This is a genomic window from Phenylobacterium sp. FG114 (assembly GCF_057809855.1).
The window spans coordinates 13,755-34,603 of sequence record NZ_JBMDKU010000004.1; the positions used below are offsets into that span (position 1 = coordinate 13,755).

A 20,849-nucleotide genomic window follows, 5' to 3' on the forward strand; every position below is an offset into this window, starting at 1 on the left:
CCGCGCGCCATCAGACCTGTTGCAGGTTGACCGTGCAGGCGGCGGAGCCACACGCGTGGAGTGGAAGAACCGGGTTCAGCTGCCACGAGAGGCCCACGTGTCCCAAGCCGTTCGGCTGGCGGTTCGCCGTGTTGCGATCGATGGGGGTTGCCGCCCTCTGAGAGAGGTGATCCCAGTTCGCACGCTGGTGGTCTGCTTCCGTGACGGGGCGCGGATGGCTGAAGGTGTTGCCCGCCCCGAACGAATAGGCCACCCGCGCGCCGGCGTTTGGGTAGTGGGCGGGAACCTGCCGGTTCTTCATGTCGGCCCCGTGATGCGGCGCGACCAGGGACGTGTAGTCGCGCGAGAGGGCACCGGGCACCGCGGAGTAGCGGGCGTCACCGGGCAGGAGGATCGGCGCCTGGTTGTTGGGGCCCTCGATCTCCATCGCCAGGCCGGTGTGGTTGCGTCCCACGCCGCGCCCCAGGCACTTGCTGACCGTCAGCTGGCCGGAGACCAGTTGGGATGTCGTGCCGGGCCAGACGAAGAGGTGGCCCGCCGCATGGAGTGTGGCCGCGAAGGTCGCATGAACGGATCCCATCTTTTGGACCGGGACGATCCAGTCGAGCGCCAGGGCGCCGGCGAGGCGCGATCCAGACGACCAGTGGTCCCAGTCCCAGTGCGACAGGACGACCGGCGGGTCGGCGCCGTAGCAGAAGTCCGACATCGCGGTGGGCCAGGTAGCCCTGTTACCTAGCACGCCGCCGCCGAGATCGAAGTAGATCAGCGGCTGGGTCGAGCTGTCGCAGGCCCCATTCGCGCTGCCCTGGCCCACGTCGTAGACACCGACCCAGTCGATCAGTCCGGTGACCAAGTCGAGGCGGTTTTGGATCTCCTGTTCGGTTCGCTCCAGCGGCTCCAGGTCGAAGAGCTGGTTCAGAGCCACCTCGACGGCCTCGTTGGCGGGCTCGAGATGCACGACGTCGATGCTGAGCGGCGCCTGGAAAAGGTTTGGGTAGAGTTCGGATTGGCTGCCGGGCTCCACTACGGCCATCATCCAGGGCGACGCTCCCTCGGCGTCCACTTGCGACAGCCACGGGCGCCTACACCACCACCAAAAGGCTGCGGCAGCGCCGAAGGGCATGTCGACGACATAGATCGGCGCCATCTCGGCGAGGCCTACCCACTGCCTGAATGTCCCGTCGCCTTCGGACCGCCATCGCGCATCCATGAAGTCGGCGGACACCGCCTCGAAGAGCGCGCGGTCACCGTCGACCTGATCGAGGCGCATGTAGACGCGCTTTGGGCGTTCGGGACGTTCGCCCTCCGGGTTCGGAGTGAGAAAGTAGTTCATAGGGTCTCGCCGTCCGCCGGGGTGCCCGAGACCTCGATCTCATAGTACAGGTCGGTCTGCTTGAGGCGCGTAGCGAAGGCTTGGGCTTCCGCGTTGTCGCCGGGCTTGTAGTCCTCGTCGGTGCGGATCCAGCAGCCCTTGGTCTGCCGCGTGAGCGCCGCCAGGATCGCGGCGAGCGGCATCTCGCCCCAGCCCACCTTGCGCGCCATCTCCTGGTTCACGGGGATGAAGGCCACAAACCCTTCGGCGTTCATGGTCTCCAGGCCCTTGTCCTTCAGGGTGGCGTTGTGGCTGCCGTGATGGCCGACCTTCAGGAAGGCCGTCCGCCGCAGCAGTTCTGGTCCGGTGACCGTGCGGCCGTCGGGCAGGGTCCACGTCAGGTCCATCCACGACAGCCAGGAGCCGACCTGCGCGTCGCCGGGGAAGAGCAGGACCTTTCCGGACTCCACCAGCTCGATCGCCAGGACCAGGCTGGTGTTGTTGGTGGCGTTGTCGAGCTTGAGCGCCAGCGCGCCGGCCGGCGCGAGCCAGTCGGCGTCGATCCGTCGCCACTGCTGGTCGGGCTGCCCGGGGTCGGCGCTGGCCCCCCAGTAGCGGCGCTCGAAGAACTCATCGATCTCGCCGCCTGGGCCTTGCGGCCGGACGTCGGAGCGCATGTCGAAATCGAGCGCGACCCGGTGCGGCGTATCGAACGGTTGGCCGGGATCATCGGCCATCGTGGGGTCGATGCCGGGCATCCGTGCGGCCAGGGCGCCCGCGTAGGCGGCCGCTTCGAAACTCACCGCGGCGGCGTGGTAGACTTCGTCTTCGTCCATCATCGTGAAGAGAGACGTGGCGTCCATGGGCGGGCCGAAGCAGTACACCCGGATGCCCGGCGCCAGCTCGAACGGCTTGTCGGTCGGGCGGACGAACCGGACCGGCTTCTCGCCGAGGCTCCGGGCTGAGGTCATCGCGTCGCGGGTCGACCTGCCCGCCGCGGCGAAGCCGCCGTCGTCGCCGATCCTGAAGAAATCGATCACGCCGCCGAGCCCCCGGGCGAACGTCTTCGCCTGTCCGCCGTCCTCGTCCAGCGCGGCCACGCCCTCGGCCAGGCGCTGGGCGCTCTCGATAGCCTCGAACGCCTCCCGCTTCTCTGTCTCGATCCGGCTCGCGACCGGATCGTCGAGATCCTCGGTCCAGCCCATCCAGACTTGGCCCACGCGCAGGCGTCCCGCGGCCGGGAGCTCGGCATCGTCGGCCTTCGGCGGCGTCCAGAACAGGTCCGCGGCCTGGTTGAGGCCGGAGATGTGGTCGCCGTGCTCGTGGGTCAGCACGAGGATGTCCACATAGCCGCCGGTCTCAGCGATGATGTCAGTCACCACACTCCGCATCTTGGCCTTGCCGCCGGTGGTGGTCAGATAGACGCCGCAGTCGATCATCATCCGCAGCGCCTTGCCGCCCGCGGGCGTCATGGTCACGAGGAGGCAGTCGCCGAGCCCGTGGCGATACATCCGGACGGTGACGGTGGGAGCCTTCGGCTTGCGCGGCATCTCAGGGCCCCCTGTGCAGGGCGGCGAAGGGCTCGTTCTCGTCCGCCCCGAAGTAGAGCGCCCGCAACGAGGCGGCCGAGCGGTTGAGGTATCCCCGCTGACGCTCCAGGCGCGCCGGGGCGTCGATCCGCTTGGAGATGCAGTAGAGCACCTTCTCCTGCCCGCGCCGGGTGTCGATGAGTAGCGTGCTGCCGCCGCGGATCCAGGTTCCCTGCGCGCTGAGCGTACCGTCCGCGCCCGGATGGCGGTCCGGGTCGAGGCATTCGCAGCGGCGCTGGGTGAGCTGGACGACCAGATCGGTGCGGAACGAGCCGTCCGGCGCCACACGCCGGGCGGGACGCACCGAATGCACCTCGAAGACGGTCCGGGCCGGCGTCGCGGGATCGGGGCGCTTGCAGGTGCAGCGGCCGTGCCCGGCGTCGTCGCCGCCGCGATGTAGGTTCATCCGCAGGCCGAGCTGGGCGGCCAGGTCGGGGGTGAGCCGCGTCTCGAGCCAATCGTGGAACAGGACGCCGTTTGTTTCGCGAAGCCCCGCGGCGCGCATGCGGTCCGCCTGAAGGTCCCAGCTCAGGTCCAGCTTGGCGATGATGTCGCCGAGGTCGGTGAGCGGGATCGCGGGCGCCTGCCAGCGCAGGGACTCCACCGAGATGGTGCGCAGGCCGTCGGGATAGATGCTGCGTCGGCGGAAGGCCTCGAGGAAGGCGACGCGATAGCCGTAGCGGTCCGCAGGGACTAGGTCTGCGTCGGCGGTGATCAGCGCCCGCAGGTAGTCGCCGAACGTGAGGTCGACGGGCGGGCAGTAATCCAGCGCCCGGATGCACATGCGCAGCACGTGGGTCGCCGATTTGCGCGCCTCGTCGGCGAACCGCGCCAGGAGGTCGGGGTGAACCCCGCCCGGACGCAGCAGCGTCGATCCGTCCGCTGCGATCCGCAGGAGGTCGGCGGCGCGGCTGCGGTAGATCGCCAGGAAGGCGGCGAACACCGCCGAGACGAGGATGGCGCCCCGGTCGTGCGGCTTGGTCACCGTCCGGTAGTCAACCGCCTTGTCGTCGCCGATGAAGGTCCGGAGCGCCGCCGAGCGGCCGATTCCCTGTCCGAACTGCTGCGCGAGCTGCGCCAGGCGGTCGCCTCGCTGGAGGTCGCCCTGGGTGCGCTGCAGCTCCTGCTCCAGGAGACCCGGTAGGCTGAAGTGCTGGAAGATGGCGACGATGTCCGCGAAGGCTTCGTGGAAGGCCGGCATGTCGGGGTTGGTGGCTTCGGCATATCGCCGGTGGAGCCCGTCGAGCAGGGCGTGAGTGGTCTCGTGCGCGATGATGTCGTGCGAGAGGCAGGTGAAGACGGTGGAGCCCGGCACGGTGGAGCCGGCCGAATTCGGGGCGGCCGGGAAGTAACCGAACAGCAGCGCCTTCTTCGCGGGGCTGTAATAGGCGTTGGCCTCCCGCAGGGCGTGGGGATAGATCCGCAGCCGGCGGACGGGGCGGTTCTCGTACTCCGTCTTGCCGTCCTTGCCGGTCCACCGTCGCCGGTCGGGCGCCCAGAGCGCCGCGCGGCCCATGGCATGCTCGAAGTGGCGGATCGTCGTCATGGCCACCGCGTAGACCATCTGCTGGTGGAACTGCGGGTTGCTCTCGGACGGCCGGTGACCGTCGGTGGCCAGCAGGTGCGGATCGTTGAGGTCGACGGGCGCGTAGCCGGCGCCGCTGGCCGGATCCACGTCGACGACCTCCAGGTACTCGCCCACCGGACCTGGCTGCAGCGCCGGCTCGCCGGGTCGCGCGCCCTCCCACGGAACCGAGACCGTCACCTCGCTCAGGCGCGCGGTGTCCATGGAGGCCGCGAGGCTGGGGTCCGCGGCGAAGATGCGCAGCCGCCGCTCCTCGGGCGGCGGTGCGACGATCCGGCGCTCCACCGGGCCGGCCGGCGCGGTGGGCTGCCCGGGGGACGGTGGCGGCGTCTCCGAAACGCCGCGGCCACGGCGGCCCGTCGCACGACCTTCGAGGTGCCGCCGCAGGGTGCGCGACGTCCGCGAGTCGGCGATTACCGCGTCCATGAACCGGCGGCGATCGGCGTCGCTGATGGCCTCGGACTCGGCGTCGGGATCGTCGAGGGCCTCCTCGATGAGGCGCGACGACTGCGCGAGCTGGGTCATCTCGAGGCGCATCATCGCCGCCTGCGATTCCTGACCCGATATCCCCAGCCCGGTGAGCAGGCGCAGGAAGGCGAAGGTGGCGCTGTCGTCGGGGGTCTGCCGCAGGGCGCCGACGTTCACACCGTGGTCAAGGGCAGCGTCGGCCTGTAGGGCGCCGCGCCCCAGCATCTGCCGGATCTCCTCACGACGCATGCTGGCGCGGGGCTCTTCCGCCGTCGCGAACAACGCTTCGCGCACCGCCTCGACCTTCTGCCAGCCGCGGAGGTCGGCGAGGGCTGGCCGGTGGGCCGCGATCCAGAGCGCGGCGGCGGCGGCGATCTGCGGGGTCGCCGACGACGTGCCCGAACCGTTAAGGCCCGCGACGTCGCGGCAGCTCAGCTTGGCCCAGGGGACGTTAGGTGTGTAGGCGGCCAGCGCCGTGTCCATCTTGCTGGGCGGCCCATAATTGCCCTGCATGATGTTGGCGGGCTGGTTCTGATAGGGCCGGTGGTTGGCCATGATGCCGGTGGCGGCGATCACGCGCCGGAAGCGCGCCGGGTATACGATGTTGCGGGTCGGGAGCTGGGCGAAGTTGTTGCCGGCGGCTGCGACCAGCACGACGCCGGCCTCATAGGCCTTGTTGACTGCCTCCGCCCAGGCCAGAGAGGCGACGCCCCCCATGCTCAGCGACAGGACGTCCGCGCGGATTTCGGCGGCGTAGGCGATCCCCTCAGCGATGGCACTGGTCCAGAAGTGCACGACACTGTCCGCAACGCGGATCGGCACGACGGTCGCGCCCGGCGCGCCGCCGAGCGTGATGCCGTGGGGATTCTCGGCCGCCTGCAGGCCCTGGGTCGAGCCGCCCGCCAGCAGGGCGAGCGTTGCCGGGCCGTGGCCCCGGTTGGTCAGCATGTGATCGGGGGTGACGTCACGCGCGTCCTTCAGCGGGCCTTCGCCGGTGAAGTTGCGCTGCCGGTCGAGGTCCAGCTTGGCGGGCTTCAGGAGGTGGTCGGGGTCGAACCCTGTGTCCAGGTGAGCGATGACGACGTTTGCCCCTTGGCCGGTCGCGGCCTGCTCTCGCGCCTTGGCCAAGCCGCTGTGGCCGGGCCCGAGGTGCCAGGCGAACCCAGCGCCGCGGGGGAGGCGAGCGTCCTGCGGATCGAGCGCGCAGGGGGCGCTCGTGGCGGCGAAGGGCTCTCGCTCCGCCGTCGGCCGCCGGTCGATCGGTTGGTAGAGGTCTGGCTCGACGAAATCGACGCCGCCGGCGCCGAACAGCGCGCTTTCGGGGCGCAGCATGGCGTGGGCGGTGTCCCATGCATTGGCCTCGGGCAGATCCCCGAAATCGACCCCGTGCCAAGCGCGGGGCTGGGCGTCGGCCCCGAGCGCGGTGTCCGGCGTCGTATCGAACAGCTTTCGGGTGCTTACGCCGGGTGCCGCGCCGAATCCGGCGGTGCCGAAGCCCGCGCCAGCCCTGACGAGAAACCGCCGTCCCTTGGTGTCCGACATGTGCGCCCCCGCACTAGGCGGGTTTCAGGCCGCGCCCAGGTTGCAAACGTTCTGCCCGCACGATTGCAAGGTCAAGGCCGCTCCAGCTAAATGCTGCAGACCAGCGCTCCCGTCTGCTTGCTGACATGAGGAACAACGCCCGTGGCGCCGACGATGGATCCTGTAGCGGTCGGAGCACGGCAGAGCTTTCGCACGTCTGCTCTTCGGCCAGATCCCATTGACCGCTCCCGGCGCCGAACGGTCTATTCCGTCACACGCCAGGGTCGTTGCTGCAAGGCCGACATCGAGAACTGCAGGACCAAGTGGCTAGCGGACGTCGGGCGAGCCGAAGAGGCTTAGCTAAATCCAAATCCGAACGATGAGCGTGCGGCAGAACCCGGACACCGATTAAGGCGAGGAGCCGCGATCCTTGGGACGCCTGTGGACCGGTGCAACTCCATGTTGCTGAGCCGGTCACCTACAGCCAAGCTGGCGGAATCGTGGCGAATCAGTTGGCAAAATCTCTGACAGTCGGATGGGATCGGCGGAAGTGGACCGCCGCCCGGAACGGCTTTGCGGCTGTAGGCGGCGTGTGGACGCTGACCGAAATGACGACAGCCGCGCTGACCGTCGCCAAGGCGTCTCTTGAGTCTCACGGCGTCGCCTACCTCGTCATCATGGCGCTCTTGTTCATGGCCGTCTTCCTCTGGACGGTGCGCGAACCTCGGCACGTGACGTTCAAGGTTCCCAACACCGACACCAAGATCACGCTGCGCTATGCCGACCTTTTTGCCGAGAAGGCCAACCTACTGATCGGCGTGAATGAGTTTTTTGATGGCGAACTTGGCGCTCCCGTCGAGCCTAGCACGCTGCATGGCCAATTCATCGCTCGGAACTACAACAGCAGTGCCGCCGCCTTCCGTGCCGCCGTTGATCCTGCCCTAGCCGCGACGGGCGTGCAGCCAGTGCCCACGGCACGCCCTGTGGAGCCTAGCAAGGCCTATCAAATAGGAACCACAGCCAAGGTGCCCAACGGTCAGTTCAGCGCCTTCCTTATGGCTATGGCGAGGACCGATCACGCCACTTACAAGGCCGCCTCCGACGTGCCCACGCTGTGGGATGCGCTGAAGGGCGGGTTGAAGGCTGTCCACGACCACGGCGGCGGGAAACCCCTGGCCATGCCTCTGTTCGGCAACGGGCAGTCGGGCATCAAGTTGGCACCCCAACACCTGCTGCGACTGCTGGTCCTGGCGCTGGTTGACTTCGCCACCAACAGCACAGCCCGCCTTCCCAAGCGGGTCACGGTGACCCTGCACGACAGTTGTTTCGAAGAGCTGGACCTTCGCGAGATTGCCCGCGACTGGAAGAAAGTCTGATGACCCACTACCGCAACGGCACGTACATCGCGTTTCACGCTGCCGGTACGACTGACCCGACTGCCTCAGACATCAAGTATTACAACATGATGAAGGCGTGGCATGAGAATGACGCCATTGAGTTTAGAATGGTCAATAGCCATGAGAAGGTGTCAGCGGTTCGAGACACCAGCCAGAAGGCTACGATTTACGCTAGCCTCAGAGAGCGCCTGAAGAAGTCCAGAAACATGCTCTTGTTTGTGACTTCGATCACCAAGAATGACACTGACTTTGTGCCTTACGAAATCACCTACGCCGTTGATACATGCGAAATTCCCATCATCGCTGTGTATCCGAATAGCCCGGTCATCCTGAACCCAAAGGCCTTGGCAGACTTGTGGCCTGACGCGCTCAAGACGCGCATCAACGACAAGACGGCCCGGGTGATCCACATACCTTTCAACCGGAAGGCCGTTCACGCCGCCATGGGCCAGTATAGCCACGATGCGATGCCAAAGGGGCCGCTTTCCTACTACACGAAAGAGGCCCACGTTTCCTTTGGGATCAACGTCAGCTAGCGCGTCAGAACCTCCCAACTCCAACTGCCACGCGCCTTCGTGCTGCCGTAGGCACCCGTAGGGGTCGAATTCGGGCTTAGGTAAGGAGGGCAGCTGAACGTCCACTCCCCGCACCGATCTCAATGTCCCTTCTTGGCGCCGAGCCGTCGTTCGTCGATTGAGCTTGGCCCTTAAGCGATCCGAGGACCTTCCGGACTGCGGGTGGCGCGAGAAGGCTTGTGGGGCGCTCAGCAGGCCGCGGCCTGCAAGAGCATCCCTGTGAGTTCGTCCGGCCGGTCCAGCATGACGTCATGGCCGCAGGCGATCTCCCGCGTCGACCAGCCCCGCGCCTTGGCGCGCTCGTAGAAGCCGGTGAACGGTGTCCCTTCCCAGTCCGCCGCGAAGATGTAGTGAATCGATCCGACGGCGGGGGCGCCGGCGTCCAAATGCAGCTTCTGCTGGAAACTGGCGAGCGGCTGATCGGTGCACTGGTCGTCGACCCAGGACCGGTCGGCGGCATTGACGTTGAACACCTCCGCCGGGATCGGCGGCACGCGCCAGCCGTCTCCGAGCGCCGCCGCCGCGTCCAACTGGCCCTGGCGATGTTCCGCCGGCAGGGTGTCGTGCAGGCACTGGCCGTTCTCCAGGACGAAAGCGTCCAGGTAGACCAGCGCCGCGATATTCTCGCTCATTCGGTCCGCGACCCCGCTGATCACGCAGCCCCCATAGGAGTGACCCACCAGGACGACGTCTGTCAGCTCCTCCCAACGGATCAGGTTGGCGATATCGTCGATGTGCGTGTGAAGGTCGACGTCCGGAGACAAGAGGTGGCTCCGCTCGCACAGGCCCGTCAGCGTCGGCGTGAAGACGGTGTGTCCCGCCGCCGTGAGCGCATCGCGCACCCGCTTCCAGCACCAACTGCCGTGCCACGCCCCCGTGACCAATACGAAAGTCGCCATCGCCAGCCCCCGCTATGCCCGTGGGAACAGGCTAACATGGGTATGCCATGTGCCGCCAAGCTAGTGAGCGCGATCTACCCAGGGCCAGGCCTCACGCTTCCGGGCGTGGAGGTCCGCCACGCGGCGCCCGCAAGCCTATCGCGCTCCTAGCGCGAAAGGTCGCGGGGCCGGCCCCGCTCGGGCGCGGCGAAGGACGCGCCCCGCTCCAGCCACTGGGCGAGCCGCGCCCGCGCGGCGCCGAGAATGCGGTTCTGCTCGCCGGGCTCGACGACACGGTTGCGGACCACGGCCTCGACGATGCGCAGGCGGTCCGCGGCGGAGGGCGCGAGGTCAGGGGCCTTGGTCTCGCGCCGGCGTTCGGCCTGCTGGCGGTCGCGCTCGGTCGGGCGGTAGCCGCGAACCTCCAGGCCCGCGGCGTGCGCGAGGAGGTAGACCTCCCGGCGAAACGCCGTCTGTCCGCGCACGGTGATCGTCGTCCAGCCCCGATGCTGCGCGATCGCCACCAGGTCGCGAACGACGTGGGGGTCGCTGCGGTCGGTGGCGAGGCGGCCGCCATGGTCCCGGAACGCTGCCGAGGGATCGCGGGCGTCATGGTAGAAGCCAAGCCCCGGTCCATCCCGTGCTTCGGTGAGGTAGCGGCGGCGCACCGCCTCCGGCACATCGCCGGGGCGCCGCGAGGCGGCGGCGGGCGCCGGGTCGACGATATTCAGGGCGTCAGGCATCGCGGGCCTCCCGATCGGTGCGTTGCGCCGAGGCGTCGATGAAGCGCTCCACCCAGGCCTCGACCTCGGCGGGAGTGGCGCCGTGCGGCGGCAGGGATTCCAGGCCCTCCGCCGCCAGGACCGGCGCGATCGCTTCGAGCGTCAGCGGGTCGGTTGGCGACGACACCGTTGGGTCTTCCGCAGGCGCGGGCGGCGGAGCCGGGATCGGCCGCGGCGGGATCTCCGGGGGCGGCTGCACGCGCTCGCGGAACGCGGCTTCGCGGTAATATCGGATCTTGCGTCCACGGCCTGGCGGGATCCCGGCCTTCAGGACCACGAGCGCGTCGTCCGGCATCTGAGTCAGTTCCTGCGGCAGGAGCAGGGCCCGGCGCTGTTCCGACTCACTGACGCTCCGGTGACCACGCGAGAGGCCGGTGGGCCGGCTGCGGGAGGGACTGCGCACTGTCGTGTAGCCGAGCCGCTCGGAAAGCTCGTTGGCCAGGCGCAGCTCCTTCGGGGCGAAGGCGATCTCCACGGCGCAGTTGGTGAGGATCTCATCGGTGACATCGGCGCCGTATTCGGCGCGCAGCTGCGCGGGGCTCTGCAGGACCGGAAGCAGGCGCAGGCCGTAGCCGGCCACGTAGGCGAAGCTCTTGGCCAGCACCTCGGCGTGGCCAAGCCTGGCGAATTCGTCGAGCAGCAGCAAGACCTGGTGCGGGTGGCGCTTCGGATCGGGCCGCTCGCGGCAGGTCGCGTCCACGAGCTGCTGGAACAGGAGCGCATACAAGGGCGCGACGCGGATCAGGTTGTCGGGCGAGGCCGCGAGGTAGATCGAGACCCGTCTTGAGCGAAGCGTGCGGAGGTCGAAGTCGCTCGCGTCCGTGGCGGCGCAGACCCGGGGGTTCAGCCACAGGTTCAGGCGCGAGGTCAGCGTCTGGCGCACGGAGGCAAAGGTATTTTCGGACGCGCCGCAGAAGTCGCGGATCGCTTGGGCGCAGCCGGCGGAGAGCGGCCGGCCTGCCTCGGCGCGCCGCGCGATCAGCGCCGGCAGCCGCACCCGCGGATCGCCCGCCGTCAGTTCAGCGTAGAGCGCGCCGAAGGTGAACGGGCGTTCGGGCGTCTCGGCCAGGTAGGCCCCGATGGCGATGAACCCGGTCCGGGCGGAGTCGGTCCAGAACGGATCGGTGTGCGGCGGGTGCGGGAAGAGCATGGCGGCGATCCGCTGCAGCTCGTCCAGAACGACCACGGGATCGGCGCGGTCGATGTGGCCGAATGGGTTGTAGCGCGCCGTGCGGCCCTCGGAATCGAGGGGGTCGAAGAGGTAGACGGCCTGCCCATGGGCGGCGCGGAACCCGGCGGTGGCTTCCCAGTTCTCCCGCTTCACGTCGAGGACCACCGTGGAGTCCGGCCAGGTCAGCAGGTTCGGGATGACCACGCCGACGCCCTTGCCGGTGCGCGTGGGCGCGTAGAGCATCACATGCTCCTGGCCGCCGAACACCAGCTGCCGGCCGTCCTTGCGTCCCAGCACGATCCCGGTGCGGCTGCGCAGGCCGGAGGCCCGCAGCTCGGCCTCGCTCGCCCACCGCGCCGCGCCGTGCAGCGGCCGGCGGATCTGGCTGGCGACCCCCAGGGCGGCGACGAGGCCTATGCCGCCCGCAGAGAGCAGCCCCACCTTGGCCCAGCGCCGCACCTCCGGATCCTGGCGGAAATACCAGAACCAGGCCGGCGCCGCGGCCGGATCGACCGGGCCGGAGAGCCGCCCGAGACCCGCGAGCGCGATGGTCCCGGCCAGGACCAGAAGCGCCGCCAGGGCGGCCAGGCCGGCAAAGCCGGCCAGCGCGGCCCTAAGCGGCCAGGGCGTGGACGCGAAACGGTTCATGCCAGACCTCGGCGAGCCGGAAACGGCCGTCCTTGCGCTCCACCTGGACCACGATGTCGACCAGGCCGCGCAGCAGGTCCCGGATGTCGGCGCGGGGCAGCTCGCGGCCGGCCTCGCTCTCCTTCACCAGCAGGATGAGTTGCTCGAACGCCAGCGCCGCGGAATTGGCGTGGATCGTGGTGATGGAGCCGGGGTGGCCGGTGTTGACGTTGCGCAGGTAGAAGAAGGCGGCGGCGTCGCGGAGTTCCTGCAGCAGGATGCGGTCGGGCCGCATGCGAAGCGCGCTTTCGAGCAGGGCCTTGGGCCCGACCTGGGCCAGGCCTTGCCCGTCCTTGGCGTAGAGCAGGTGAACGGCGTTGCGATGGGGCGCCACGAGTTCGCGGGCGTCCTCGATGGTGATCAGGCGCTCGTCGGCCGGGATCAGCCGGATCAGCGCCTTCGCCAGCGTGGTCTTGCCCGAGCCGGTCGCGCCGGAGATGAGGATGTTGCGGCGCCCGCTCACCGCCGCCTGGAAGAAGCCCGGCCAGTCGCCCCGGGCCCGAAGCGCGGCCAGGGCCTCGTCGTCGCGTCGCGGGGCCGCGCCGACCGGCGTGACGCGATCGAAAAAACCTAAAGTCTCCAGGTCGTCCACCGAGAAGTTGAGGTCCGACGGTTTGCGGAAGGTGAGCGACACATGCTCGGCCGCGGGCGGGAGCACCACCTGGCAGCGCTCCCCGGTCGGCAGGACCGTCGAACTGATCGGCCGCTCGGCGGTCACGTCCTGACGCGTGGCGGCCGCGGCCCCCACCGCGATGCGCCCCACGACCTCGTCGGTGAGCTCCGGCGCCGGAACCCAAAGCCACCCGCGCCGGTCCTCAACCGCGAACTCCCCTGGCCGGTTGACCACCACCTCCGTCACCTCCGGCGCGTCCAGGTATCGGCGCAGGGGCGCAAGGTAGTGGGTGAGGACCGCGGCGTCGTAGGTCATCGCCGGTCCTTCAGGGCGTAGACGCCGGAGAAGTCGAAGTCCTGCGCGACCTGGATCGCCACCTCGGCGCCCTGGGCGAGGCGCAGGGTGGGCGCAATGCCGGCGCCCTGCTGCACGGCCATCGCCGCCGCGTCGGACGGCAGGCGGACGGTCGCGCCGTCCGTGCCGCGATCGATGAGCTCCGCCGTGGCGTCGCCGACGATGCTGAGCAGGAGGGCGGCGCCGAAGCGGTCCCAGAAATGGCGGTCGACCCGGCCCCCGAACCCGGCCCGCCCAAGCGCGTCGCTGGCCGGCGACGCCAGTGCGATGGCGACGCCGTTTGGCGTGACGGCGCGGGTCCAGAGCACGAAGATGCGGTCCTGGCCCTGGCGCAGCCCGGTGCGGTACTCGCCGAGCACCCGCGTGCCCTTCTCCAGCAGGACCACCGCGCCGTTGTCCGAATAGACGTCGCGACCGATCAGGCAGGTGACGTAGCCGGCGGCCGTGGTGTCGAGCGCCGTCTGCAAGGTGCAGGGGATGGTGGCGCCGGCGAGGATCAGGAAGTTGCGGTCGCCGACCGGCCGCGCGGTCGCCCGGGCAAGGGCCGAACCCCGGCGCAGCGCATCGAGCTCGCTCGGCGCGGGGTCCGGCAGCAGGGCGGGGACGAGCGGCGCCAGGGCGCGCTCGGCCCCGAGGCCGCCGCCCCGGGAATAGGCCATCAGGGGCGAGCGCCGGGCGGTGGCGATCGGGCTGGGCCCGCCCGGCGGCGCCGTGTTCGGTCGATCCGCCTCGAGCGGCGCCAGGGCGGGCACGTCGCCCACCCCGCCGTCCAGGCGCGGCGCGTCGGGGCCGGGCGCGGCCAGCGTCGGCGGCGGCTTCGCCGGCTCGTAGGCTACCACCTGCCGCGCCGGGATGTTCCGCGGCTTCGCGGGCGGCGGCTGTTCGGAGCGCCAGGTGGCCAGCGCCACCGCGGCGCAGCCGGCGAGCAGGCCGGCGAAGGCGACGGCCTTGCCGCGGCCGCCGGATCCCAGCCGCCCCGCGACCGGGGAGATCGTGCGGTCGAGCGGCGGCTCAGGCGTCTCGGCCGCCGGGGCGTCATGGCGCGGAAGGTCGCTCACGGCCTCGGCTCCTGGCGCACGGTCCGATCCACGTCCGGCGCGGCAGTGGCCGTGCCAGTGGGGCGGCCGGCCGGGCGGTAGGCGAGATTGAAGATGCACAGCACCGCGCCGCCGCGGCGCAGGCGCAGTTGCGCGGCGGTCTCGTGGACGACGAGGAATTCGCCGCGCACATCGAACGGGACCAGCGCCTCGGCGCCGTCAGGGGAGACCGCGTAGACGGCGGGCATGGCCTGGGCGCCGGGGAAGCGCAGGACGGTGAAGCGGCCGTTGTCCGTGACCTCGGACGGTGCGATGTCGGCGGACCCCTGGACTTCGTAGGCGAGGTTGCGCGGACCTTCCAGCACGCCGCGCTCGAGCTTCAGCTGCAGCACCCGCGCTTCCAGGGCTTGAGCTTCCGCCGACAAGGCCTTGGCGAGCAGACGCTTTTCCGTCTCCGGATAGCGGAACTGCACGACGAAGAAGGTGTCGGGCGCGCCGCGGGCGGCCGATCCGGCCCGTGAGGTGAGTTCGAAGGTGTAATGCCGCGTCTCGCCGGTATCGGCGCGGGTGGTGACGATGAGGTTGGTGGGCGCGCGCGGCGCCACCGGCTTGGCGAAGAGGATGCTGGTCTCCGGCGCGACTTCCCAGCTGGAGGTGTCGCCCAGGGCCACGTGGAGGATGGTCTCGTCCGGGGCGAACCGGATCTGCGTCGCGGTGCGGAAGACGCCGACGATACGCACGACCTGCTGAGGATCGTAGTCGATCGTCTTGATCCGCGGATCGGCGGAGCCGGGGCGCGGGGTTTCCACCGCCGCAGCCGACGTGGCGCAGGCGGCGGCCAGGAGCAGGGCCAGAAGCGTTCGGATCATGGCGCGGTCTCCGGGTCAGCGCGGTAGCTGGAGACCTGGAAGCCGAGCGGGTTGCGGAGCCGGTCGCTCTCGCCCATCGGCGCCTTGGTGTAGGCGAACGCGATCGTCGCGATCCAGTCGGACTCGTCGGTCTGGCCACGCCGCCGGAGGCTGCGATGGAAGCGGACGTTGGCGACGCCGTCGGCGACGAAGCTGACGGCGCGGACGGCGACCTGGACGTCCGCCTCCGGGCCGAAGGCCACCTGCGGACTGCCTGGATTGTTCGGGCGGAAGGCGGCCGCCCAGCGCTGCTGCTCGTCCGGGGTCGACATGATCGAGACCTGGCGGAAGTTGGCTTCCGCCGCCTGCGGCAGCCAGCCTTCGCGGGCGCGCACGTAAGTGGCCAGGAAGGCCTTGGTGACCGCCTCCTCGTAGGCCACGGGGCCGGGGGCGGAGAGCCCGCGCAGCACCTCGACGCCGCCGGTCGCGCGGTCGACGCGGACCACATAGGGTTCGATGGTCTTGAGCGGGGTGAGGACGGCGATGGACGCCACCGCCGCGCAGGCGAGGACTCCGGCCAGGGCGGCGACGCCCCAGGCCAGGCGGCGAGAGCGCTGCGCCGCGGCCAGGCGATCGTGGTCCCAGGTGCGGGCCTCGGCGAAGTACGCTTTCAGGTCGCTGGAGGGCACGCCGGTCACCGGATGGAGGCTCCGCAGGCGCCGGCCGGAGCCGCCGCGGGAGCCTGCGGGGCAGGGGCCTCCGCCAGCACCGAGCCGTGGGGGTTGGCGGGTCGCCGTGGACCTTGGCAGGCCGGCACGTCCGAGCCCTTCAAGCTCGCGCAGGCCGGGACGCCTGCGGCCAGGATCAGCGCGAGGACCGGGATGACGCGGAATGCAGGATCGACGAGACGTGTGGGCATGGGGCTCCTCGAGGCCCACCCTGCATCGGCGTCTGACCGGCCGGGAGGAGGTAACCTCGCCCCCGTCCCAGCGGCCGCCGCGCAGCTTCAGGAATTTCACACGCTCGCTCTTGACCCTCCCATGGTGGGAAGCCCCATCTCCCATGTCGAACGAAGACGAGAGGAGTTGCGATGCTTCAGTTCGATGTGGATGGGATGACCTGCGGCCACTGCGTCCAGGCCGTCACCCGAGCCGTTAAGGCGTTGGATTCCTCGGCCGACGTGAAGGTTGATCTCGCCGCCAAGCGCGTGGCGGTTGAGACCCGCGCCACGGGTGAGGCCGTGGCGCAGGCGATCACCGACGCCGGCTACCCGGTCAGCGCCCGCGGCCTGGCCGCCGCGCCCGCGGCGCGGGGCGGCTGCGGCTGTGGGTGAACCCTTCGCCGGCTCAAACCTTCCTGCGGCTGTAACCTTAGGAAATCGCAGATCATTCCATCGGGATGAGGAACGGTGTGGTGCGCTGTCGGTTTACCGGCGGTCCCCCCAACCTCAACGCATGGAGCCTGCCGATGCACGCCCAGGAAATGATCAGCACCCATCCCTCGGTCCGCGGCCAGACCGCGAAGATGCACGAGCACTGCCGCATCTGCGCGGAGAGCTGCCGGCGTTGCGAACAGGCCTGCCGCGAAGCCGCGGAGACCATCACGCCGACGCTACAATAGGCTTTCCGGCGGCTGAGCTTTGGAACGCCCGTCGTGACGCGCGCTCGCGCCGACTTTCCATCGGCCGACGTGGCCGGGACGCGACGGGCGTTTCGCGGGCCGTTCGAATCTGGAAGCGCTTGGAGATCCGGCGGACCGTGCCGGACGGACCGACGCCTTCGAGACACCTGATGCGCCGGAGCGCCATGGCATGAGCGACACGCACCCGCATCAACACGATCACCACCACGCCCACGGCGCCGCCGCGGCGAGCCGGCAGGTGATCGATCCGGTTTGTAGCATGAAGGTCGATCCCGCGACCTCGCCACACCATCTGAAGCACGAGGGCCAGGAGGTCTTCTTCTGCTCGGCCGGGTGCAAGGCGAAGTTCGAGGCCGATCCGACCCGGTACTTCGCGGCCGCCGACAGGCCGCCAGCGCCGCCGGCGCCGGAAGGGGCGATCTACACCTGCCCCATGCATCCCCAGGTCCGGCAGGTCGGGCCGGGCTTCTGCCCCATCTGCGGGATGGCGCTGGAGCCCGCGTCGGTCACCGCCGACGAGGGGCCAAGCCCTGAGCTGAAGGACATGACCCGCCGGTTCTGGGTGGGCCTCGTGCTCTCGGCGCCGGTGTTCATCATGGAGATGGGCGGCCACCTGACCGGGCTTTCGATGCTGATGAGCCAGCAGGCGTCGAACTGGGTTCAGATGGCGCTCGCCACGCCCGTGGTGCTTTGGGCCGGCGGGCCTTTCTTCGTGCGCGGCTGGGCCTCGGTGAGGGCCCGCAGCCTCAACATGTTCACCCTGATCGCCATGGGCGTGGGCGTGGCCTGGCTCTACAGCATGGCGGCGGTGCTCGCGCCGCAGATCTTCCCGCCCGCCTTCCGCACCGCCTCGGGCGCGGTGCCGGTCTATTTCGAGGCGGCGGCGGTCATCACCGTGCTGGTGCTGCTGGGCCAGGTCCTGGAGCTGCGCGCCCGCGAGCAGACGTCCGGCGCGATCAAGGCCCTGCTGAACCTAGCGCCCAAGACGGCCCGGCGCGTGCGGCCGGACGGCTCGGACGAGGAGGTCACGCTCGACCTCATCCAGGTCGGTGACCGGCTGCGGGTCCGTCCTGGCGAGAAGATCCCGGTGGATGGCGAGGTGCTGGAAGGTCGGGTCTCCATCGACGAGAGCCTGGTGACCGGCGAATCCATGCCCGTGACCAAGGAACCCGGCGCCAAGGTCGTCGCCGGCTCCATCAACAAGACCGGCTCGTTCGTCATGACCGCCCAGAAGGTGGGGGCGGACACCCTGCTGTCGCGCATCGTGCAGATGGTGGCGGAGGCCCAGCGCAGTCGCGCCCCGATCCAGCGCATGGCAGACCAGGTAGCGGCCTGGTTCGTGCCCGCGGTAATCGCGGTCGCCCTGGTGGCCTTCGCCGCCTGGGCGCTGGTCGGTCCGGAGCCCCGCTTCGCCTACGCCCTCGTGGCCGCGGTCTCGGTGCTGATCATCGCCTGTCCCTGTGCGCTCGGTCTCGCCACGCCGATGTCGATCATGGTCGGCGTCGGCCGCGGCGCGCAGGCTGGCGTCCTCATCAAAAATGCCGAGGCGCTGGAGCGCTTCGAGAAGATCGACACGCTGGTGGTCGACAAGACGGGAACCCTCACCGAGGGCCGTCCGGCGGTCACCGCGATCAAGCCTGTCGCGGGCGTGGAGGAGGACGAACTGCTCCGGCTGGCCGCGAGCCTCGAGCGCGGCAGCGAACATCCGCTTGCCGACGCGATCCTGCGGGCGGCGAAGGAGCGAAACCTCGAACTGAGCGAGGCGACCGACTTCGACTCGCCCGTCGGCAAGGGCGTGCTCGGGTCGGTCGACGGCCGCCGCATCGCGCTCGGCGGCGCCAGGCTCATGGCCGAGCAGGGCGTGGACGTGTCCGCTCTGGAGCCGGAGGCGGAGGCGCTCCGCCGGGACGGCACGACCACGATCTTCGCTACCGTCGATGGCCGCCTGGCGGGAGTCGTTGGCATCGCCGATCCGATTAAGGCGTCCACGCCTGAGGCCGTCCGCGAGCTGAAAGCCGCCGGCGTTCGCCTGGTGATGATGACGGGGGACAATCGTTCGACGGCGCAGGCGGTGGCCGCCCGACTCGGGATCGAAGAGGTCGAAGCCGAGGTCCTCCCCGAGGACAAGGCCAAGGTGGTCCAGAGGCTGCGGTCCGAGGGCCGCGCCGTCGGCATGGCCGGGGACGGGGTCAACGATGCGCCGGCCCTGGCGGTCGCGGAGGTGGGGATCGCGATGGGGGCCGGCGCCGACGTGGCGATCGAGAGCGCCGGCGTGACCCTGCTGAAGGGCGACCTCACCGGCCTTCTGCGGGCGCGGCGGCTCTCGCGCGCGGTGATGGGCAACATCCGCCAGAACCTGGTCTTCGCGTTCATCTACAATGTGGCCGGCGTGCCGATCGCCGCCGGGGTGCTCTACCCGGTGTTCGGCTGGCTGTTGTCCCCGCAGATCGCGGCCGCCGCCATGGCGCTGTCGTCCTTCAGCGTCATCGCGAATGCCTTGAGATTGCGCGCGGTGAAGCTCTAGCCGCTAGGTCGCCGGCCAACCGCCAAGGCCAGTGCTCCGGCCAGCCTCGCCGAGGTCGTCTCATATCGGCCGTGCGCTCGGCGGCCTGACGCGGAGTAGTCGCTCCGGAAAGTCTCCCATGATGGCAACCATGGGAACTGTCATTTGTTGTGTCCTCGAAGTAACCAAACCCCTTCGAGCTATCGAATTCTAATCTGCAGCTTCGATGTCCGGAACGGAGTCCGTACCGTCATTGTTATCGGCGGCACGAAGGCTGGGTCCGAACTCTGATGGCGGCCGGTTCAGCCTCACAAACCTTACAACGGTTGGAAGCTGACATGGCGAGCAATGACAGTCTGCACGGATCGGACACGGTCCACGAAACCTTCGGGGACTACGATCTCTACATCGGTCGCCCGAACGGCGACCTGCATTCCAGCAGCATGCCGATGAGTGCGCAGTTCGGTCGCGGTGGCGCCGACCTGCTGATCGGCGGCGCCATGGGCGACGACCTGTTGGGCGGCAAGGGCGCGGACCTCCTCAACGGCGGAGGCGGCGCCGATCATCTCGACGGGGGCGACGGCTTCGACCTGCTCATCGGCGGCGACATGGACGATGCGCTCCACGGCGGGGCTGGGCGCGATGTCCTGAACGAGGGGCCCGGGCACGGCGACCTGGAGGGTGGCGAAGGCGATGACCTGCTCACGGGCGGCCGGGGGGCGGATGCATTCGTCGTGGATCCGGACAGCGGCCACGACGTGGTCAGCGACTTCAAGGCCGGACGCGCCATGTTCGACCACATCGCCTTCATGGGTGGGCTCAGGCCGGAAGACCTGACGTTCACCGAGACTTGGGCCGGTGTGCGGATCAGCTGGGACGACGACCGAGGCTCGGTGCTGCTCCTCGGCGTCCGCAAGTCGGATCTGGCGCAGAACGACCTGATGTTCGCGGACGATCGATACCTGATCCAACCGACGACCGCGACCGCGGACCATGTCGCCGCCACGAGCTTCGCCAAGGAAGAGGGCGGCCACCTGAGCGCCCCGGCGGCGGCTGGCGATACCGCCGCCGAAACCTACAGCTTCGACGACTTCCATGTGCAGAAGGGCGCTGAGACGGCCGACACGATGCAGGCGACGGCGGATCGTGACGTCTACTTCGGTCTCGGGGGCGACGACCGGCTGTTTGGCGGCGCGGGTGACGATCACCTGGCCGGCGACGCCGGCGCCGACACCCTGGACGGTGGGGACGGAACGGACGACCTCCGCGGCGGCGCGGGCGCCGACCAGCTCTTTGGCGGCGCCATGGCGGACAACGTCATGGGCGAGGATGACGACGACCGGCTGTTCGCCGGCGGCGGTCACGACATGGTCGACGGCGGCGCGGGCGACGACACCCTGAACGGGGGCGATGGGGCCGACGCCTTCATCGTCACGCCCACCAGCGGCAAGGACGTGGTGACCGGCGGCTTCGACGCAGGGCCCGGCGCGTTCGACCACATCGCCTTCGAGGGCGGCATCATGCCCGACCAGGTGCAGGTGACCGATACGGCGGGAGGTGTGCTGGTGACCTGGGGCACGGACGCCTCGATCCTCCTGCAAGGCCTGACGGTTTCGCAGATGTCGCAGGACGATTTCATGTTCAGCGACGTCGAGGGCGGCGGCTTCGTCAACAATCCCGCCGTCACCTATTCCGGCACGGACTACATCTTCGTCTGACCCACGGCCCCGTTTTGCGCCCGGCGCAAGGCGGGGGCTCGTCGCGCCATCGGCGGCGGGGTGGGATCCTGCACCTCCCGCACCGAATTGAACGTCTCGGCGCAAGCCACCAGGCCGGTGGGAAAGATTAAGCGAAGGAGCCGCTGGAATGGATCAGCAAAAGCCGATGA

The 20,849-nt window shown here is 69.5% G+C and carries 17 protein-coding genes; 6 read left to right on the forward strand and 11 right to left on the reverse strand.

From position 1 onward, the window contains the following. Window positions 1-10 precede the first annotated feature (10 nt). The 3 genes from ACODSY_RS07550 to ACODSY_RS07560 are packed head-to-tail and all read right to left on the reverse strand — an operon-like array spanning window position 11 to window position 6,496. Window positions 11-1,270 carry a ComEC/Rec2 family competence protein gene (locus tag ACODSY_RS07550; protein ID WP_488951104.1) on the reverse strand — a complete coding sequence of 420 codons (1,260 nt, stop codon included), beginning with the start codon at window positions 1,268-1,270 and terminating at the stop codon, window positions 11-13. Window positions 1,271-1,329: 59 nt separating this feature from the next. Then, window positions 1,330-2,862 carry an MBL fold metallo-hydrolase gene (locus ACODSY_RS07555; RefSeq protein ID WP_488951105.1) on the reverse strand — a complete coding sequence of 511 codons (1,533 nt, stop codon included), beginning with the start codon at window positions 2,860-2,862 and terminating at the stop codon, window positions 1,330-1,332. Between the two features lies 1 nt (window position 2,863). Further along, window positions 2,864-6,496 (reverse strand): S8 family serine peptidase, encoded by a 3,633-nt coding sequence (locus ACODSY_RS07560; RefSeq protein WP_488951106.1) that lies wholly within the window; start codon window positions 6,494-6,496, stop codon window positions 2,864-2,866. A gap of 569 nt (window positions 6,497-7,065) precedes the next feature. Here ACODSY_RS07560 and ACODSY_RS07565 point away from each other — a divergent pair. Then, window positions 7,066-7,851, forward strand: coding sequence for a macro domain-containing protein (locus tag ACODSY_RS07565; RefSeq protein ID WP_488951107.1), 786 nt, complete (start codon window positions 7,066-7,068; stop codon window positions 7,849-7,851). Beyond that, window positions 7,851-8,408: a TIR domain-containing protein gene (locus ACODSY_RS07570; protein WP_488951108.1), complete on the forward strand. Its 558-nt coding sequence runs from the start codon at window positions 7,851-7,853 to the stop codon at window positions 8,406-8,408. The genes ACODSY_RS07565 and ACODSY_RS07570 overlap by 1 nt, the downstream gene beginning before the upstream one ends. A gap of 227 nt (window positions 8,409-8,635) precedes the next feature. Here the strand turns inward: ACODSY_RS07570 and ACODSY_RS07575 are convergent, their stop codons facing one another. The 8 genes from ACODSY_RS07575 to ACODSY_RS07610 all read right to left on the reverse strand — a co-directional run bounded on the left by ACODSY_RS07575 (window position 8,636) and on the right by ACODSY_RS07610 (window position 15,736). Continuing rightward, window positions 8,636-9,346: an alpha/beta fold hydrolase gene (locus tag ACODSY_RS07575; RefSeq protein WP_488951109.1), complete on the reverse strand. Its 711-nt coding sequence runs from the start codon at window positions 9,344-9,346 to the stop codon at window positions 8,636-8,638. Between the two features lie 146 nt (window positions 9,347-9,492). Next, window positions 9,493-10,068, reverse strand: a complete 576-nt coding sequence (locus tag ACODSY_RS07580) for an LPD7 domain-containing protein (protein WP_488951110.1) — start codon at window positions 10,066-10,068, stop codon at window positions 9,493-9,495. Continuing rightward, on the reverse strand, window positions 10,061-11,926 hold the full coding sequence (locus ACODSY_RS07585; protein WP_488951111.1) for a type IV secretory system conjugative DNA transfer family protein: 1,866 nt from the start codon (window positions 11,924-11,926) through the stop codon (window positions 10,061-10,063). The genes ACODSY_RS07580 and ACODSY_RS07585 overlap by 8 nt, the downstream gene beginning before the upstream one ends. Beyond that, entirely contained in the window at window positions 11,892-12,893 is a 1,002-nt protein-coding gene (virB11, locus tag ACODSY_RS07590) for a P-type DNA transfer ATPase VirB11 (RefSeq protein ID WP_488951112.1), read from the reverse strand. The genes ACODSY_RS07585 and virB11 overlap by 35 nt, the downstream gene beginning before the upstream one ends. Then, window positions 12,890-13,990 carry a type IV secretion system protein VirB10 gene (gene virB10, locus ACODSY_RS07595; protein ID WP_488951113.1) on the reverse strand — a complete coding sequence of 367 codons (1,101 nt, stop codon included), beginning with the start codon at window positions 13,988-13,990 and terminating at the stop codon, window positions 12,890-12,892. Before virB10 ends, virB11 begins: the two co-directional genes overlap by 4 nt. After that, on the reverse strand, window positions 13,987-14,838 hold the full coding sequence (gene virB9 / locus ACODSY_RS07600) for a P-type conjugative transfer protein VirB9 (protein ID WP_488951114.1): 852 nt from the start codon (window positions 14,836-14,838) through the stop codon (window positions 13,987-13,989). The genes virB10 and virB9 overlap by 4 nt, the downstream gene beginning before the upstream one ends. Further along, complete coding sequence (locus tag ACODSY_RS07605; protein ID WP_488951115.1) at window positions 14,835-15,515, reverse strand: VirB8 family type IV secretion system protein; 681 nt, start codon at window positions 15,513-15,515, stop codon at window positions 14,835-14,837. The genes virB9 and ACODSY_RS07605 overlap by 4 nt, the downstream gene beginning before the upstream one ends. Continuing rightward, window positions 15,512-15,736 (reverse strand): hypothetical protein, encoded by a 225-nt coding sequence (locus ACODSY_RS07610; RefSeq protein WP_488951116.1) that lies wholly within the window; start codon window positions 15,734-15,736, stop codon window positions 15,512-15,514. Before ACODSY_RS07610 ends, ACODSY_RS07605 begins: the two co-directional genes overlap by 4 nt. 171 nt (window positions 15,737-15,907) lie before the next feature. On the opposite strand from ACODSY_RS07610, the gene ACODSY_RS07615 reads away from it, so the two are divergent. The 4 genes from ACODSY_RS07615 (at window position 15,908) to ACODSY_RS07630 (ending at window position 20,679) form a co-directional block, all read left to right on the forward strand. Next, the gene (locus ACODSY_RS07615; RefSeq protein WP_488951117.1) at window positions 15,908-16,150 is read left to right on the forward strand and encodes a heavy-metal-associated domain-containing protein; all 243 of its coding nucleotides are present in this window, start codon (window positions 15,908-15,910) and stop codon (window positions 16,148-16,150) included. A 134-nt stretch (window positions 16,151-16,284) separates the two neighbouring features. Next, a complete protein-coding gene (locus ACODSY_RS07620) occupies window positions 16,285-16,437 on the forward strand; it encodes a four-helix bundle copper-binding protein (protein WP_488951118.1) in 153 nt (50 codons plus the stop codon). Window positions 16,438-16,627: 190 nt separating this feature from the next. Beyond that, the gene (locus ACODSY_RS07625) at window positions 16,628-18,982 is read left to right on the forward strand and encodes a heavy metal translocating P-type ATPase (RefSeq protein ID WP_488951119.1); all 2,355 of its coding nucleotides are present in this window, start codon (window positions 16,628-16,630) and stop codon (window positions 18,980-18,982) included. Window positions 18,983-19,299: 317 nt separating this feature from the next. Then, entirely contained in the window at window positions 19,300-20,679 is a 1,380-nt protein-coding gene (locus ACODSY_RS07630; RefSeq protein WP_488951120.1) for a calcium-binding protein, read from the forward strand. Window positions 20,680-20,849 lie beyond the last annotated feature (170 nt).

Coding starts and splice junctions, on each gene's coding strand:
- ACODSY_RS07550 (WP_488951104.1), bottom strand. CDS start 1,270: ATGCGCCTCGATCAGGTCGACGGTGACCGCGCGCTCTTCGAGGCGGTG.
- ACODSY_RS07555 (WP_488951105.1), bottom strand. CDS start 2,862: ATGCCGCGCAAGCCGAAGGCTCCCACCGTCACCGTCCGGATGTATCGC.
- ACODSY_RS07560 (WP_488951106.1), bottom strand. CDS start 6,496: ATGTCGGACACCAAGGGACGGCGGTTTCTCGTCAGGGCTGGCGCGGGC.
- ACODSY_RS07570 (WP_488951108.1), top strand. CDS start 7,851: ATGACCCACTACCGCAACGGCACGTACATCGCGTTTCACGCTGCCGGT.
- ACODSY_RS07575 (WP_488951109.1), bottom strand. CDS start 9,346: ATGGCGACTTTCGTATTGGTCACGGGGGCGTGGCACGGCAGTTGGTGC.
- ACODSY_RS07580 (WP_488951110.1), bottom strand. CDS start 10,068: ATGCCTGACGCCCTGAATATCGTCGACCCGGCGCCCGCCGCCGCCTCG.
- ACODSY_RS07585 (WP_488951111.1), bottom strand. CDS start 11,926: ATGAACCGTTTCGCGTCCACGCCCTGGCCGCTTAGGGCCGCGCTGGCC.
- virB11 (WP_488951112.1), bottom strand. CDS start 12,893: ATGACCTACGACGCCGCGGTCCTCACCCACTACCTTGCGCCCCTGCGC.
- virB9 (WP_488951114.1), bottom strand. CDS start 14,838: ATGATCCGAACGCTTCTGGCCCTGCTCCTGGCCGCCGCCTGCGCCACG.
- ACODSY_RS07610 (WP_488951116.1), bottom strand. CDS start 15,736: ATGCCCACACGTCTCGTCGATCCTGCATTCCGCGTCATCCCGGTCCTC.
- ACODSY_RS07615 (WP_488951117.1), top strand. CDS start 15,908: ATGCTTCAGTTCGATGTGGATGGGATGACCTGCGGCCACTGCGTCCAG.
- ACODSY_RS07620 (WP_488951118.1), top strand. CDS start 16,285: ATGCACGCCCAGGAAATGATCAGCACCCATCCCTCGGTCCGCGGCCAG.
- ACODSY_RS07625 (WP_488951119.1), top strand. CDS start 16,628: ATGAGCGACACGCACCCGCATCAACACGATCACCACCACGCCCACGGC.
- ACODSY_RS07630 (WP_488951120.1), top strand. CDS start 19,300: ATGGCGAGCAATGACAGTCTGCACGGATCGGACACGGTCCACGAAACC.